Raw genomic sequence first — 15,401 nt, forward strand, 5'->3', positions numbered from 1 at the left:
AGGGCCACGGGTTGCTGTTCTATTGTGCCTTGAGCTGGGTTCTTGTCTTGTTCCGGAGCCGGTAGCTGCTACCGGTGAGGTTCAGGACTTCTGCGTGGTGAACGATCCGGTCGATCATCGCCGAGGCCACTGTCGCGTCGCTGAAGACCTCACCCCACCTACTGAAGGCGAGGTTGCTGGTAAGCACCAGGGAGGCGTGTTCATAGCGGGATGAGACCAGCTGGAAGAACAGGTTGGCCGAGTCTTGGTCGAAAGGGATGTAACCGACTTCGTCAACGATGAGCAGCTTGTAACGGCGCAACTTGGCCAGTTCCTGGGGTAGCCGTCCGCGGTCGTGGGCTTCGGCCAGTCTCGATACCCACCCGGTCGCTGTGTCGAACAGGACGCGATGCCCGGCGCGTGCGGCCCGGATTCCGATCCCGACGGCCAGATGGGTTTTCCCGGTGCCGGGCGGGCCGAGTAGGACTACGTTCTTTGCTTCTTCCAGAAAGACCCCAGTGCCCAGATGAGCGACGAGGTTCCGGTCCGCGGCAGGCTGGTGGTCGAAGTTGAACTCTTCCAGCAATTTGTGTCCGGGGAACCTCGCGGCCCTGATCCGCAGGGCGGCCCCGGAGGCTTCGCGTTCGGCGACCTCGCGGGAGAGGACGGCGGCGAGGTATTCCTCGTGTGACCAGCCTGCTTCCCGTGCCCGGTCGCCGAGGGATCGGTAGCCGTCGGCGATTCGTGGGGCGCGCAGTGCACGGGCGTAGTAGTCGATGTCCTTCACCGCCCCGTTCACCGTCCTGCCCCGGAGAGCTCGCGGGCGTCGTCGGGGATGGCGACGCCAAAAAGTTCGTCATAGATCGACAGGTCCCGTTCCTCCACCACCGTGGACCGTCCGGCCTTGACGCTGCGGTGGATCCGTCGGAGGTAGGCGGCCTTGTCCACGTGCCCGGGGTCAGTGAAGATCTGGTGTCTGGCCCACCGCCGCTCGTGGCTGGCAAGCAACCGGCCGTCGGCGCTCACCGTCACCTTTTCCAGGTCTGCTTCGACGTCCACGATCCGCCCGATCGCTCCCGGGTCCACGGAATAGTCGTTGGAGAAGACCCGCACGTAGTAGTCCCGTGGCAGCCGGACGCTGCTGCGGAAAGCGAACTCGGGCGCCACCGGCGTCAACGGGCGCATCGCTTCCCTGTCGCGGACCATGAGCTCGGCCGGGCGGCCGTGCCGGGTCCGGGAGTATCGGGCGTTCGCCCGCGGCAGCCAGTCCGCGAGCTGGTCGTTGAAATCCAGCGGGGACGCGAACGTCCGGCCGGGCATGAAGCCCTGGCGGAAGTAACGGTTCATCCGCTCCACGATGCCCTTGGATTCTGGATCCCGTGGCGGCAACTGCCGGATCTCGCAGCCCAGCACGCCGGCGAACGCCGCCGCCGGCTCGGTCAGCCGCCCCTGGCCGATCCCTGATTCGTTGTCCCAGACCAGCTGCTTGGGCACTGCACCGGCCTCCTGCAGCAGCGACCACATCCCGCCCAGCAGATCAAAGGTCGTGCGGGTCGGCAGCATCCTGGCCTGGATGTATCCGGAGAACGCGCTCGTCATCACCAACACCGGGGGCTTGCCCTCCTGCCCGTGACCCAGCGGCAACGGCTCATGGGGAAACCACAAATCGCACTGCATCGCCTGGCCCGGTTCATGGACCAGCCGGTCCACCGGATCCGCCGGCATATACTCGGGCCGGAGTCCACGGACCTTGTCCCGAAACAAGGACGCAGAGCCCGTCCAGCCGACGCGTTCGGCCAGTACCGAGGCCGGTATCGTCGGCGTCTGCACCAACAAGGCCCGCACCTGCGGCGCGTAAGCATCGAAGCTCGAACCAGTCGGCTTCCGCTCATACTTCGGCGGCCGCTCCGCCTCCAACGCTCGGTCCACCGTTCCCCGGGAAACCCCGAGCTGTTTAGCCAGCTCCCTCTTGGAGATTTTCTCCGTCGCGTATCGGTGGCGTATCTGCGCCCAAACATCCAATGTGATCACCTTCCATAATGGTCAGTGGCCTCATTTTCAGTTGGCGTATTTGGCCCTATTTTCGGCTGGCGTCAACAGTTCGGGACCGTCCTGGTGGAGGATTGCAGATATCTCCACGCGCGAAGCGGGATTTGGGTTCCCCGATGGATACCAGGAAAGGCTGCCAAAGGAGTTCAGAGCCATTGAACTAAAGGGCGTGCCGATCGGTGAGGGACTCACCGCGGTGGTCGCTTACTTCCACCTGAGCGAGTGGGGCTCTGCCTCGGTGGACGAAGTTTGGCATGCTGAGCACCGGCCAGCTCTGGCCAGAACTAAGGGCCGCTTAGTTGTCGCCGAGGGCGAGAAGTGGACGGCATTTCGGCAGACTCAGGCGGCCCGCGACAAGCTTCACGCCGCCGCTCGTGATTGGATGTCGCTGCATTGCCCGGGTGCGTTCGTGAAGTCGAAAGAGCATCAGCCGGCAATGGACCTCGTGCTGCTGGACCAGTTCGATCCGTCGTCAGGCGAAAGGTCAGACAGGCAAACGGATGATTGGATGCGAGCCTTAGGCTTGACAGAATCGCGGGTGACGTGGCGGACGTCAGGCGAACTTCCGGGTCTTCTGCTTGAGCAGTCACGCCACGGGCTCACCCCGGGCATAGAGGAACGCACATGGGCGCTCTGGGGAAATCGGAACGCGTCCATTGCTCAGGGCGTGGATCTCCGTGGCTATGGCACGGATCCAATCTTCGCACTTGCCAATTATGTCGACGGGCGAATGGGCGATTTCGTTGTTCGCCTAGGTCTGTCCGACCTCCTGGAACTGCTTAGGGCAGAAAGTGCCATGATGCGGGATAGCGCTCGATCCCATCACGGCAAATTTGGACGTAGAGACTTAAAACGCCTGCGCCAACGGTTCCTTACCGCAAGCCTTGATTTCTCAAGCATCGAACGCGACCTCAAGCAGTACAACAACCGCCGGTGGCGCGATCGGGAGGCGTGGTTCGTTCTCGACTACACACCTTGGCTCCGCAAACAGGACGCGGAGGCAGGCAGGAAACCCTTCAAACCTATTCAGGTCAATAAAGAACTCAGAAAGCAGCAGAACAAGGCGGCGAGGGACCTCGTGTCCTTCGACCGCAGCTACCGGGAAATACTCGCAACAGTCGCTTCGTTGGGGGCATCTATCGACGCGTACAAAGTTCAGCGGTATGCCATATGGATCGCAATCGGCTCAGCGATCCTTGCCTTGGTGACGCTGTGGATCTCTCTGCTAAGCCCAGGTGAAGCTGCGAAGGTCATTCACGAGTGGCGGACCTGGATCCAGTGGTGACTTCAACCCAAGTACCAAGGACTTCCCTCGCACGGGACTCACCGCGGCTGAGGAGGCGTGGAACTGGATACCCCGAGCCCAAGCGGTAGAAATAAATGTCGGTCCGGAGGCTGATTCGGTGCCTCAAACCCCTGTGCCTCGAATCCCTAGTGTTCCGAGACAGCCATGCCGAGCGTCCCCGAGCGATTCTTGCGACCGGCATTTCACATCCCCTGGGAACGTCCGCAAAGATCGTATCGGTACCCTCCGACACGAAAGGGCAAAGATGACCCCGAACAACAGCAATAAGAACTCTGAATCTTTCTCAGTACAGCAAAGTACCAATTTGTGGTCTGAGATGCGTTCATGCGGTGGGACGGACTGAGCGTGGACCCCAAGTACCTTGAAGCTCTCTTCGCCAAGTACCCCGAGCGATTGACGCCTCAGCACCTCGAAGAAATCTTCGGGCTCTCCCGGAACACCGTGTACCGCTGGCTCCAAACCGGAGTGATTCCTGCTTACCAAGTCGAGAAGACATGGTTGATCTCCAGAGATCAGGTCAAGGACTGGGTCTGGGAAAACCGGAACACACTCAGGAAGGGTGAAGCGCCGGAAGTAACTGAGGACCAACCCCAGAGCGAAGCTGCCGAGCAGTTGTGAGGGTGGCACATGCAGATATGCAGCAGTCTCACCGCGCGGGCGATTAACACCGGCTATGTGCGGTCCTGCTCTCCGTTCAACCGTCGGAACCTGCAGATACTCTTGACTGGTGCTGAATACAAATGACTTCGGAGAAGAGTACGAGTTGGAGTGGCCCCCGGCTCTTTTCAAAGAAGAAGCCGAGGCAATCGCCGCTGTGTCCGCAACGCAGTTCGATGAGTTTGCTGACCTTTTACTCACAGAAGCTTTCATTGAGAGCGCTCCGGTAGAGGAATTTCGCCAGAGAACGATGTGGCAAGGTTGGGGTACCTCGCCGGCTGTCGAGCCAACCGGCAAAGCGTTCTTTCTCGAGCTCGCTAGGAATGCGGATTCGCTTCCGAAGGTTGCGGCCGCCCGCCCTTACTGGATTCAGAAGAAGCCAGGAAGTATCGCGCCGCAGCGGGCACCGCGGTCCAGCTTCCGTGAAGACTGGCTGCGCGTGGTCGCGGACCTAATATCCGCCGGATACTTTGCACTAGCCGCCGAGGAGGCCTGTGTTGACGGCCTGTCGGAAGTCGATGTTGCCGAGAATCTTTCCCGTCAAGTGGAGCGCCGTACCGGCATCCCTGACCTTTGGCCATTTCCAAACGAAGCCAACGGCGGTAACGAGGATCTACTCTTAACTCTCGTCGAAGTTCTGCACGATTTGGCTGCGCGCCCTCGTAGACGCACATTTCATGAATTTGGACAGTGCGGCTGGCACCACCATGACCCAGCCAAGAAGGCAGGCAGGTCCCTATACAGATGGAAGGTCAATGACCTACTGCAGCGGCACAATTATGATCTGCGTCTGGCTGATGAAGGTGAAGACGTTGGACGCCTAGTCCGTCACCTTACTGACCCACGTGCAGAACTTATCGTTGAAGTGATCAAATCGGAAGATGGCCCCACCAAAGCGTCTACGGAGCACGCAATCGCCTTGTTCCGAAAGCGTGGAGCCACCCGAGAGGACAAGCGAAGTGCGTGTGCGGCACTCGCCCTGGTGCTCGAAGATCGCAGGCGGCTATTGAAGACCTCGCTCCTTAAGAAGGACGAGGGAATGCTCTTTCAGATTGCCAACGAGTTCGATGTAAGGCACCGGGACGGAAAGCAGTATTCAGATCTGGGAGATGAGTTTCAGGACTGGGTTTTCTGGATGTATCTAGCCACCGTTGAGCTAACAAACAGGCTTACGAGCAGAGGCAACTTGAGCTAATAGGTCGCCGCACACTGGCCGTTCGCCAGCCCTTGATAGCGCTCACGGGGTGTTGTATGCGGCTCGCCAACAGCGCCTCGGGAAGTCGGGTCCGCGGCTGCGGGGCTTGCCACTACTCCCTGTAAAATCGCCGGAAGCTACTACAACTACTTGGGGGAGAGTAAGTGACGGAATGGGTGTCGCCCGCATTGGCACAGGTAGAGCACGAGAAGCTCCTCGCTATTGAGGGTGGCATTCCTGGTTACATGAGGCCGCAGGTCGTTGCATGGTTGATGGTCCGGTCACGGCGAGCCGGAGGGTACATGGATGAAGATGTACCGAACTTCCTGTCCCTCGCCTTTAAGATCAGGTTTCCGACTTCCTTAGGGGAGTACCAGGGCTTCCTTACTCGGCTTACCGACGACCTTCTTGTATCCGTCGTCGACTGGTTTTTGTATCACGACGTGAATGGCTCCAGGCAGGGTGCCAAAGAGGTCGGGTTCATCCTCGACTTCGGACGCAGCGAATGGACTGCGACCGACATAGACGGTGCTGGCCCTCGGATCACGCGCAGGATCCCAACCGGAGTAGAAAGCTCCTACAGAGACATCATCAGCAAGACGGCAGCTGCTGGACAGCTGCTGGTTGAGGCATTCAACGCCGTGTACGGCGCCAATCCAAATTCGGACAGCGCCTATGGGCTAAGCGTTAAAGCTTGTGGAAACTCTTGCCTGCCCCAAATACTTGCCCACAAACACACGAGCTACTCTCGGTTCCGTCATCGCCCATCTCGGTCAGAAGAACGTGGCTCTCCCGCTGCTCGACGGCAACGTGCCGGACAGGGACCTCATTGTAAGCATGATGCGAAAACTGTGGGCCGGCGGGGAACGCCATGGCTCGGAGACCTACCAGCATGTAAGCAGTGACGGAGCCAAAACCGCTCTCGCATTAGCTTTCAGTCTCGTTTCGCTGCTGCATGAGAACGTCATCACCGTGTCGTGATCCACCCATTGCAGTTGTAATTGGCGGGCCTGGTTAATTCACGGCGATTGTCTAACCTATGCAAAGCCCAGAGCCGCCGAGAAGGTCAAAGCCGCCTGGAGCAGCTGCGCCAGCCGGCACGATGGCCTCTCCCCCAGCTGCTGGAGGTGAACGGAGGACCGGCAAGAAGGTGGGATGGTTGCCGGCCCTCCAGGACTATGGGCAGCCTCGCGGTGAGACCCTTCGTTTTAGGCGGGGAGGTCTTCGGTGACGTAGTCGGCCACGGACCATGCCCCGTTGGCCTTGGTCAGGACCAGGAAGATGTTCCGTTTCCGCTCATCGGCTTTCAGGTGTTTGCCGTCGGCGTCGCGCCAGGTCCAGGTAGCGGTGAAGTTCCGGTAGGCGATGTCTTCGGTGTCGGTTCCTTCGTCGCCGTCGATCGGCGCGCCCGGTCCGATGGTGGGTGCGGAGAAGGCTCCGAGCGGGCCGAGTTCCAGCCACAGGGCCTGGGAGGCGTTGCGCTGCGGTTCGACGGTGCGGGCCGCCAGCGCCGGGGTCATCAGCTGGCGGGCACGGACCGCGGCCGCCGTTTCGGTCCTGTCTGCCGCGACGTCCCAGCTGGTGATCAGTGTCGCGAACGCGGTAGCTACCTTGTCCGGATGTGCGCGGTCCACCTCGAGGAGCTGCTTCACCGTGGCGTCGAAAGCCGCCGGTTTCGGAGTCACCGTGACGGAGGGGGCCGGTGAGGGTTGTTCCGCGGTTCCGGCCTGCCCGCAGCCGGCCAGTGGCAGCGCCGCGGCCAGAACAACGCCGGCCAGTATTTTGGTGAGCCTCATAGAACGCCTTTGCCTTTCAGGATGGGTGTCGGATCAATCGGTTTCACTTCTCCGAGCTTGGTGTCAACTGCGCCCAGCCGCGGGTCCTTCGGTGCGCCTTTGTACATTTCGAAGTGCAGGTGCCTGCCGGTGACGTTCCCGGTGGCGCCTTCGGTCCCGAGCGGGGTGCCGGCGGAGACCGTGTCGCCTTCCTTCACGCGCAGGGATCCGGCTTCCATGTGGGAGTAGGTGGCGGTGAGTTTGCCGTCAAGGCTCACCCCGGCCACCCAGGTGCCGCTGCTGGCCTGCAGTTCGTGGGCGACGACGATCTTCATGTCCATCACGGCCACGACCGTCCCGGCCGTCCCGGGGGTGGCGAAGTCGATACCGTAGTGGAAGTTCCCGCCGATGTTCAGTGTCCCGGCTGGCGTGGGCCGCGGCCCGTACCCGGAGGTGAAGCTTGACCCGGGCAGCGGGTTGGACCATTTGCCGGTGAGCGCGCCGATCTCGAACCCGCTGGCCGGGCATGATTCGCCGTACTCGGACTGGGCGGTGTCCATGATTTTGTCCACGTAATCGCGGGTCTCGGCAAAGGGCGGGATGCCCTTGGCGTCCTGCACGGCGCCGGGGCCGGCGTTGTAGCCGGCGAGGGCCAGACGGATGATGTCCTGGCCGCTGCTCTTGGCAACCGGCTGCAGCTGCCTGACGAGGGCACCCATGTACCGGCCCTGGGCGGCGATGGCGTGGTCCGGGTTCAGGACGTCGCCGCCCTCGCCATAGGTCGCCCAGGTGCCGGGCATGAACTGGGCGAGGCCTGCTGCTCCCACCGGGGATTTGGCGTTCGGGTTCCAGCCGCTTTCGGCTTCCAGCTGCGCGGCCAGCACGGACGCTGGCACCCCGGCGACCTTGGCCGCCTTCGCCACGGCGTCGCCCCAGCCGTTGGGAATGTCCTCCTGGTTGAACGCCGAGCCGTTGCCGCTGGTGCAGGCGGCCTGGGCAGGGGCCGTGCCGCCGCCCACCGAGAGGATGGCGATCAGCAGCAGGCACAGCACGATGAGGATCGGAAGCGCCGGGATCAGCAGCAGAAGCCCGGCCTTACGCATCGGCAGGCACCCGCACTGTGTCTCCGGCGCCAGCCCTGTCCTCGGTGCCGGTCTCGGCAGTCCCGGACGCGGCGGTTTCCTGCTCGACGAAGGCCGTGAAGTCCGGGTTGGCGGCGGTGAGTTCAAGGCCCGGGCTGGTGGCGTCGAAGTGTCCCTGGCCTTCCATGCAGTTTTTGAAGGTCATGCGCCGTTCCAGGGCTTCCATGGTCGGCCACAGCCCGCGGCTGAACCATTCGGTGAGCTCGAAGCCCGGCTTCCGGGACTTTCCCCGGTAGGCGGACGTGTGGGCCACCATCAGGGCGGTCAGCAGCTCGACGGCGTCCGGGTGGCGGTACCAGCACTCGGGGATCCAGCCCAGGGAGTTGGACGAGTGCCGCAGGATCCTGTTCTGCAGCCAGACGACAAACCCGTCCAGCTCCACCCAGAGTTCCTTGCGCTGCGCGGGTTTGAGGTCGGCCCAGAACCACGGTCCGCTGTCCGGGTAAGCGGAGAGTTCCTCGAACAATCCTGCGGCGAGCTCTTCGACGCCGCCGAGCCGGTCCAGGATCTCCGGAATCGCCTCAACCCCGGGCCCGGCGGCCGTCGGGCCACCCGTCCCGGTGTCCGCCCCGGCGGCGCGGGCAGGGGCCGGCGTTGTCGGTGTTGCCGCGTCCTGAGTTGATGACTGCTGGGGCGGTATCCATGCGTCGTCGGGCATGGTGTCGTCTTCGGGTGGCGGTTCCTGCATGTTCTGGTTCATGAGGCGCCTGCGAGGGTGGTGGCTTCCGCTGCGGTTTCGGCCTCGGCGGCGCGGGCGGCGTTCTCGGACGTGATGCCTTCCTGTTCCAGGCACCAAACCCGGGAGGCTTTGAACTTGGCCCGATCGGGGCGTTCCCACCAGGGCACGACGTCGACGACGGCCTCGATCTCGCGGTACATCAGCAGGACCTTGCCCTGGGGAAGTTTGCGGATCTCATCGACGCGCATCTTCTGGTCGAGTTGCTTGGACTTGGAGATGTTCACCAACGGCACCCCGTCTTTGCCGGTCGAGGATGAGGTGGAGGTGTGTTCCACCCAGTGCCGGCCGATCAGGTCGGAGATCTTGGTCAGGAACTTCACGTCGGAGATGCCACCGAAGATTGTCTTGGCGGCCGCGGAGTCGAAGATCGTTTCTGCGCCTTCCTCGCCCCACCGGTTCACCAGCTGCGAGTAGGTCTGGACGAACACGGATGTGTGGATGCCGTTGCCGCCACCTTCGGACATCAGCGAGGGCAGGGACGGCAGGGCACAGGTGTTCGCCGCTTCGTCCAGGATCACCGACAACGGCACGGCGAGCTTGCCCGAGGCCATGGTCCCTGATTTCCGGATGGCGCCCTGGACGAGGGATTCGACCAGGGCGGTGACGATCGGGGCGGTGGAGGCGTTCATCGAGACACGGGTCAGGCAGTACAGGGTGTTCGGGGCGTCGGTGAACGTGTCGATGTTGATGCCCGGATCATCCTCGGTGGCGCAGAGCATCGAGAGGACGTCTTCGTTTTTCATGGGCCCGGTGATCTTGCCCAGGGTGGTCTTGGTGTTGCCGATCGTGTCCGGGTTGTTCTGCCGGCACCACTCGTCCAGGTTTCCGGCCCAGGTCTTCACTGTCGGGGATTGTTGCCGGAGGATGTTGGCCGGTTCGTGCTCGGAGAAGTTCTGCGACCAGCGCAGCACGTCCCGCATCGACCCGCCCTCCTTGAGCGCGGCGGCGTGCAGGAGTGCTTCGAGGATCATCACGCAGCCGGAGTCGAAGTACCGGTCAGCGGAGGACGGGGCGCCGGTGCGGGGCATCGCGTTGACCATGGCCGAGGCCCGTTCGGAGGCGATCTGCGGATCGGCGCAGCCGGCCACCATGTCCCAGCGCAGCTTGTCCGGGTACTGGCTGAGCCCGTCGAAGTCGGCGACGTAGACCTTCCCTGCGTCTTTGCGCACACCGACGGTCAGGCGCAGCACGTCGGGCCGGGTGGACGTGGTGATCACGGCGCCGGAGGCGTCGGCGACCATCCCGGCGACCATGTACGTGGTCTTTCCCCATTTCGGCGGGGCGACCGTGCAGGCGGTGTCTTCGAGCCGGATCGCGATCTCGTGCCCGTCCAGGACGTACACGGCCGGGGCGAGGGAGGAACCGTCCGCGCCTTCAATGCGGGTCCTGATGCCCTTGGCCGTGCTCATGCCCTTCTCCCCCGTCCTGGCCCTCCGCCACCGGGTCCGCAGCGCCTTCAGCCCGAACAGCGCACCGATGTACGAGGCGATCAGCAGGACCACCAGAATCGCCCAGACGGTGACGGGCCATCCCCACTGGTCGGCGGGGTGGCCGTTCACGGCAACCGGCGACAGTGCACGGGTTGTTGAGGTGCCTGCTAGGGCGCTGGGCGGGGCGATCAGTCCGATGACTGAGTCGATGAGCGCTTTCCATGTCGCCGGCCAGTCCCGGAAGGGCAGGCCCGTGGTCCAGACGAGGGCGACGTGCCAGAGCCCGGCGGCCAGGATGCCGAGGACGGCGAGTTCCCGTTCGGTCTTTTTGACCGTGGAGCCGGACGGGTTGTGCTTGTCGACGGTGATGTTCTCGGTCATGCATTGTCCCCCTTTAGGCCAGGTCCGCGTAGGCGGAGTCGGTTTCGCGCAGTGCCGAGTCGGTGTCGGTCATGGCCACTTCCCAGGCGGAGCGGACGTGCTCGATCTCCACTTCAGGTGCGTCGGCACCGGATTTGAGGAGGTGGTGGCCGTTGCGGAGGACCATGATGTCCGCGGCGGAGTCCGGGTTGAGGCCGAACGTCCTAACGCACCACTGCGCCGCTTCGGGTTTGTCCTGCCGGAAGATGTGCACGGTCTGGGCTTCTTCGATGACGGCCATGCCCGGGGACCCGGCCGGGACGTCGGTGGCGCCCTTGTGGATGTTGTAGATGTTGGACAGGCCCAGGCCGCGGGAGAGCTTGATGTTCGAGCGCTGCTGGACGGCCAGGGGACCTGCGAGGATGTGCCCGGCCTCTTCGTTGATCACGTTGGTGCGGATGCCCCGGTTTTCGGGGCGGCGCACGGTGCCGAGCAGCCACAGGTTTGCCAGGCCCATGACCATGGGAATGGCCGGGCCGGTGTCGGGAAGCTGGGAGATGTCGAACGAGGTCAGCTTCCGGTTCAGGCGGACATCAGCCGAGGTTTCGCCGTCGAAGATCGCCCCGTAGGTTTCCAGCAGTTCGTTGAAGCAGAACCTCATGGAGATCCCGGACCGGTGCAGCAGCTCCAGCGTCTCGCCGCTCATGCCGACCAAGCTGGGATCGTGCCGGTCGATGACGCCCAGCAGGTCGTGCAGGTCCGCCGTCGTGGGCGTGCGGGTCCCCTCGAATTTCTTCATCATCGCCCGGTACGCCAGGCGCAACGCCTTCCGCTCCCACTCGTCGGGGCCGTGGCCGTCGCGCATGAGCGCCGGGATGGTGTTCAGGTACACGAGCTGGTTGTTCAGCCCGTCATCGTTCACCCCGGAAATGGCCGGGTCCAGGATGTTGAAAATAACCCCGGTGCCGTCCATGGCGAATTTGATGTGGTCGCCCTTGAACTCCCGGACAATCGGCGAGTACTCGCCCTCGCCCTTCTCGTTCTTCTTGTCAAAGACAACAGCGCGGCGGTGCCGCAGGATCAGCGGCCGCATGACGTACACGGTTTTGGTGTAGGCGGACTTTCCCGCACCGACGTCGCCGACGACCAGGACGTTGGTCGAGGTGATGCGCCGGGGTGTGGAGTTGTAGTCGGTGATCGGGTCTTTGCTGATGGCCGTCTGGGACAGCACGTCCCTGCCGGCCGCGACGCCTTCCACACCCGTGGGGGCGGCGATCAGGGCGGTGTTGAGGATTTCGGCCTGCCGGGTGGTGGTCGGGGCGCCCTGGAACGCGGGGGCGTAGAACCCGTTCCGTGCTGCCCGTTCGCTGACCCGCAGCCGGGTTCCCTGCTCGGCGTAGGGTGGCCACTCCCCCGACTCCAGCAGCGTTTGGGCCGGTTCGATGTCCGGGGCGGCGAAAATCCTCAGCAGCGGGATCCCGCGCACCCAGGAGCCCTTCGCCCCCGGATCCCCCACGGCCAGTGTCTGGTGTGCTTCCGGGATCAGGGGAATATCAGCGTCGTCGTTTGGTTCGGTGATGGCGTCGTGGGTGAGTTCTTCGGCTGAGCGCATCAGGCGACCTTCTCTTCCTTCTCGCCGCGTCCTGCCAGCTGGTCCATCATCTTGGCTCCCAGTGTTGGTGTTGCCGGTTTCGTGCCGCGGTAGATCGGCCAGGTGGTGCCGGAGGCGGCGGACTGGTAGGTGTCCAGCCATTCGAGTTTGCCGATGCCGGCCGCGGTTCCGGCCGACTCTTCCAGCCGCCGGGCGGCGTCGGTCAGGCCGGCCTGGGTGCGGGCGGAAATGGTGATGAACCCGACCCAGTTCACGCCGTGCTGGCCCGTGCCGGGCATCAGGTCAGCGCCCCGGGCGCGGGCCGAGCGCAGGTTCACGTCCGTGGCGGGGTCGACGAGCTGGCCCTTCTTCTGCTTGGAGATCACCGCGGCCATGTCCCGGACGACGTCCTTGGAGGCCAGAAGCCGGGCCTGGTCGGCCGGGACGGTCTCGAGCTGGAAGCTGAGCGTCCGCGCCCCGGACCCGGCGTTGTGCAGCAGGGCCAGCAGCCAGTACGGGGTCCGCTCCCCCGTTTCCATGTTCTCGGCGCTGATCATCGCCGTCCGGTGGCCCCACACCACCTCCTGGCCGGTGATCGGGTCCGTTCCCGTAACCCAGGTGGAGTTCCACTCATCCTTCGACGGCAGGCCCATCCGGTCGGCTTTGACGCCGGCGACCATCAGGGGCGGCCGGGACGGATTCTGCTGGTGCAGCATCATGGCCACGACCGCGCGGGCGGTCAGCGGCCGCACCTCCCCGAGCTTCGCGGCCCGCAGGGACCGGGCCAGGGAGGAGATCTCCGCGGCCATCAGCAGCCGCCACCCGTCCCGGCCGGCACCGTACCGGGCGGCGGTGGCGTAGAAGTCCGGTGTCAGGGGCCAGCGGCCCACGATCAGGTGCCGCTGGACGAAGGTGTCGCGTCCGGTCCGTTCCAGCACCTCCTGGTAGGAGCGGACGGCGGCAGGGTTCGCGTCGGCCGCCAGGTGGTCCTGGACCCAGGCCTCGTTCAAGGCCAGGTCCGGCGGCAGCACCCGGGTGATGGACTGGATCCCGCTGACCAGTTTGGACGCGGGCGCGAAGCCTGCCAGCAGCGCCCCGAAACCGGCCTGCGCCTGCTCCTGCTTACGGGCGGACTCCGCGCCGCGCAGCTGCCCTGACACTTCGAATGCGACCGACAGGTAGGGCTGTTCCCCGGCCGGTGCGTGCCAGGCGATCCCCGGTTTGCCGGTGCGGGCGTCGAGCCAGCCCATCCCGTCGGCCCCGTCCGGACGTGACCGGACCGCGGCCATGATCCGCGCTTTCTCGGCGCTGCTGCCGGCCAGGTCGGCCAGGGCGGTGGCCTCGTCCCACGCGGCCGGACTGTACGGGATGAACCGGTCAGTTCCGGACTTCTGGCGTGCCTTCCACCGGATCCGGCGCTTCCGGCGCTCCCAGTAGGAGCCCCGGTGTGTGGAGGCCGTGAGAAGGTACACGACCACCCCGGCGAGCACCCCGGCCACCAGGCCGGGCCAGCCGGTGAACATCGTGCCGAAGAACCCGATCACCAGGCACCCGCCCAGGCCGATCAGCTGTGCTTTGGATTTGATACCGCCGAAGAAACTCCGGTGCCCCGATTCCCCGCCAATGAACCGTGTCGCCATCGTCTTATCCCCCGTACCGTTCCGCTTCGTCGTCCATGCCGCCGGCGGCGTACTCCCCGCCGGCCGCGCCCAGCCGTGCCGCTGTCTCGCCCATGTCCTTGGCCTTCTCCGCCGCTGCCATCGCGCCCGCAGCCAGCAGGGTAGGAATCCCGATCGCCGCCCCTGCCCCGGTCGCTGATTCGGCGGCCCCGGCGACCGCCATCGTCTCCGCACCACCGGCCGCAACCCCACCAGCACCAGCCCCCGCAGCACCGACACCGGACGCGGCTCCCCCGGCACCAGCCTCCGCGCCAGCGCCGACACCGGCCTTCGGGCCGGGACCGATGGGCGTTGTGGGTGTCACCGGAGCGGCATCAGGGCTGGACGCAGCATCGGCCTGGGATCCGCCGTTCAGCTCCCGGAGCTTGCGGACCAAAGATCCGTCCTCCCCGGACGCGGCCGTATCCTGCGATGCCAGGCCGGATTCCTGTGAACTGGAGTCACCCTGCGTTCCGGAATCACCGGTGGAGTCTGCCCGGTTCATGTCTTTGACGTCCCGCATGTTCTGAGGCCCGTATTCCTTTTGCGGTGGAGTCAGTGAGGGGCCGTTCTGCCCGCCTGCCCCCGAGGGGATGACCGGGGCGAACTTCATGAGCATCATCGGAGCCAGGCCGGCGATCATCAACGCGATGAAGGACGCGATGATGTTCATCAGCGTCCCGAGCCCGTCGCTCCACTTCATCCACGACGCCGACGCGGCGATCATGTTGTACGCGATGCCCAGCATGAAAAACAGCAGCGGATGGCAGGCGAGAATGCCAAACCACAGCAAAGGGATCTTCCGACCGAAAGAGCCGTGTTTGGCCGAGGTGAACCAGACCATGCCCAGCGGGGCCATGACCCCGGAAAAGTAGAGCGTCACCAGCATCACGGCCAGCATGATCACCACGACGAACAGGCCAACGATCATGCAGACCATCAGGCCGATGCCCACGATCACGCCGCCCGGGAAAGCTGCCGCGTCGGTCTTAAGCATCGAGTCCATCGTCGCCAGCATCCGTTCCGACGAGGAAACAATCCCCCACGAGATCAGGCTCTCGGACAAGCCCCCCAGTGCCTTCACCAGCATCACGCCGATCAGGGGACCGAACAGCGCGCCGCCGAAGAACAACGCCGTCTTCGTCGTCAACACCTCGACGAACTCCTGACCCGCCAGAGCGCCCCGGGCAACAGCGATGAACTGGAACAGCAGCAGGAAACCCCACACCACAATCGCCAGGGCGAAACTGATCGCATACGCCTTGATGAACCAGTCCACCGACAAATCCGGCTCCGTCGCCTTGGACAAAGCCGGCAGCAGATCATTCGCCAACCCACGGGCACCATCACGAGTCGCCTTGAAAATCGCCCCCAACGGATCAGAAGCAAAATTCACGACCCCGCCAACGGCATCCGCAGCAGGCTTCGTAGCCTTGACGACCCCAACAGCAGCGTCCACCAGGCCGCCGACGAGGCCTCCTGGTTTGGGCTTGTCCTCCATGGGAACCAGCAACATCATG

12 protein-coding genes are annotated in these 15,401 nt (G+C 64.1%); 3 read left to right on the forward strand and 9 right to left on the reverse strand.

From position 1 onward, the window contains the following. Window positions 1-19: 19 nt before the first annotated feature. Window positions 20-778, reverse strand: a complete 759-nt coding sequence (istB, locus tag ACHMXB_RS21300; protein ID WP_395405523.1) for an IS21-like element helper ATPase IstB — start codon at window positions 776-778, stop codon at window positions 20-22. Next, window positions 775-2,010, reverse strand: a complete 1,236-nt coding sequence (gene istA, locus ACHMXB_RS21305; RefSeq protein ID WP_395405521.1) for an IS21 family transposase — start codon at window positions 2,008-2,010, stop codon at window positions 775-777. Before istA ends, istB begins: the two co-directional genes overlap by 4 nt. On the opposite strand from istA, the gene ACHMXB_RS21310 reads away from it, so the two are divergent. The 3 genes from ACHMXB_RS21310 (at window position 2,003) to ACHMXB_RS21320 (ending at window position 5,186) form a co-directional block, all read left to right on the forward strand. Next, complete coding sequence (locus ACHMXB_RS21310; RefSeq protein ID WP_395405557.1) at window positions 2,003-3,313, forward strand: hypothetical protein; 1,311 nt, start codon at window positions 2,003-2,005, stop codon at window positions 3,311-3,313. The genes istA and ACHMXB_RS21310 overlap by 8 nt on opposite strands. Window positions 3,314-3,658: 345 nt before the next feature. Continuing rightward, window positions 3,659-3,952, forward strand: a complete 294-nt coding sequence (locus ACHMXB_RS21315; protein WP_395405559.1) for a helix-turn-helix domain-containing protein — start codon at window positions 3,659-3,661, stop codon at window positions 3,950-3,952. A gap of 109 nt (window positions 3,953-4,061) precedes the next feature. Further along, window positions 4,062-5,186: a hypothetical protein gene (locus ACHMXB_RS21320; protein ID WP_395405561.1), complete on the forward strand. Its 1,125-nt coding sequence runs from the start codon at window positions 4,062-4,064 to the stop codon at window positions 5,184-5,186. A 1,208-nt stretch (window positions 5,187-6,394) separates the two neighbouring features. Here the strand turns inward: ACHMXB_RS21320 and ACHMXB_RS21325 are convergent. The 7 genes from ACHMXB_RS21325 to ACHMXB_RS21355 are packed head-to-tail and all read right to left on the reverse strand — an operon-like array spanning window position 6,395 to window position 15,400. Then, a complete protein-coding gene (locus tag ACHMXB_RS21325; RefSeq protein WP_395405562.1) occupies window positions 6,395-6,982 on the reverse strand; it encodes a hypothetical protein in 588 nt (195 codons plus the stop codon). Then, entirely contained in the window at window positions 6,979-8,064 is a 1,086-nt protein-coding gene (locus ACHMXB_RS21330) for a peptidoglycan DD-metalloendopeptidase family protein (RefSeq protein WP_395405564.1), read from the reverse strand. The genes ACHMXB_RS21325 and ACHMXB_RS21330 overlap by 4 nt, the downstream gene beginning before the upstream one ends. After that, window positions 8,057-8,803 (reverse strand): hypothetical protein, encoded by a 747-nt coding sequence (locus tag ACHMXB_RS21335; RefSeq protein ID WP_395405566.1) that lies wholly within the window; start codon window positions 8,801-8,803, stop codon window positions 8,057-8,059. The genes ACHMXB_RS21330 and ACHMXB_RS21335 overlap by 8 nt, the downstream gene beginning before the upstream one ends. Further along, complete coding sequence (locus ACHMXB_RS21340; RefSeq protein WP_395405568.1) at window positions 8,800-10,653, reverse strand: TraM recognition domain-containing protein; 1,854 nt, start codon at window positions 10,651-10,653, stop codon at window positions 8,800-8,802. The genes ACHMXB_RS21335 and ACHMXB_RS21340 overlap by 4 nt, the downstream gene beginning before the upstream one ends. A gap of 13 nt (window positions 10,654-10,666) precedes the next feature. Then, window positions 10,667-12,244, reverse strand: a complete 1,578-nt coding sequence (locus ACHMXB_RS21345) for an ATP/GTP-binding protein (RefSeq protein ID WP_395405570.1) — start codon at window positions 12,242-12,244, stop codon at window positions 10,667-10,669. Continuing rightward, complete coding sequence (locus ACHMXB_RS21350) at window positions 12,244-13,863, reverse strand: SCO6880 family protein (RefSeq protein ID WP_395405572.1); 1,620 nt, start codon at window positions 13,861-13,863, stop codon at window positions 12,244-12,246. Before ACHMXB_RS21350 ends, ACHMXB_RS21345 begins: the two co-directional genes overlap by 1 nt. 4 nt (window positions 13,864-13,867) lie before the next feature. Then, on the reverse strand, window positions 13,868-15,400 hold the full coding sequence (locus ACHMXB_RS21355; protein WP_395405574.1) for a hypothetical protein: 1,533 nt from the start codon (window positions 15,398-15,400) through the stop codon (window positions 13,868-13,870). Window position 15,401: the final 1 nt, after the last annotated feature.

Origin of the sequence: Arthrobacter sp. UC242_113 (assembly GCF_044054585.1) — a bacterium.
Classification (GTDB): domain Bacteria; phylum Actinomycetota; class Actinomycetes; order Actinomycetales; family Micrococcaceae; genus Arthrobacter.

What these genes read in the sequence shown, in the direction of transcription:
- ACHMXB_RS21330 (WP_395405564.1), bottom strand. Translation starts at nt 8,064, where the DNA reads ATGCGTAAGGCCGGGCTTCTGCTGCTGATCCCGGCGCTTCCGATCCTC.
- ACHMXB_RS21350 (WP_395405572.1), bottom strand. Translation starts at nt 13,863, where the DNA reads ATGGCGACACGGTTCATTGGCGGGGAATCGGGGCACCGGAGTTTCTTC.
- ACHMXB_RS21315 (WP_395405559.1), top strand. Translation starts at nt 3,659, where the DNA reads ATGCGGTGGGACGGACTGAGCGTGGACCCCAAGTACCTTGAAGCTCTC.
- ACHMXB_RS21345 (WP_395405570.1), bottom strand. Translation starts at nt 12,244, where the DNA reads ATGCGCTCAGCCGAAGAACTCACCCACGACGCCATCACCGAACCAAAC.
- ACHMXB_RS21355 (WP_395405574.1), bottom strand. Translation starts at nt 15,400, where the DNA reads ATGATGTTGCTGGTTCCCATGGAGGACAAGCCCAAACCAGGAGGCCTC.
- ACHMXB_RS21325 (WP_395405562.1), bottom strand. Translation starts at nt 6,982, where the DNA reads ATGAGGCTCACCAAAATACTGGCCGGCGTTGTTCTGGCCGCGGCGCTG.
- ACHMXB_RS21335 (WP_395405566.1), bottom strand. Translation starts at nt 8,803, where the DNA reads ATGAACCAGAACATGCAGGAACCGCCACCCGAAGACGACACCATGCCC.
- ACHMXB_RS21340 (WP_395405568.1), bottom strand. Translation starts at nt 10,653, where the DNA reads ATGACCGAGAACATCACCGTCGACAAGCACAACCCGTCCGGCTCCACG.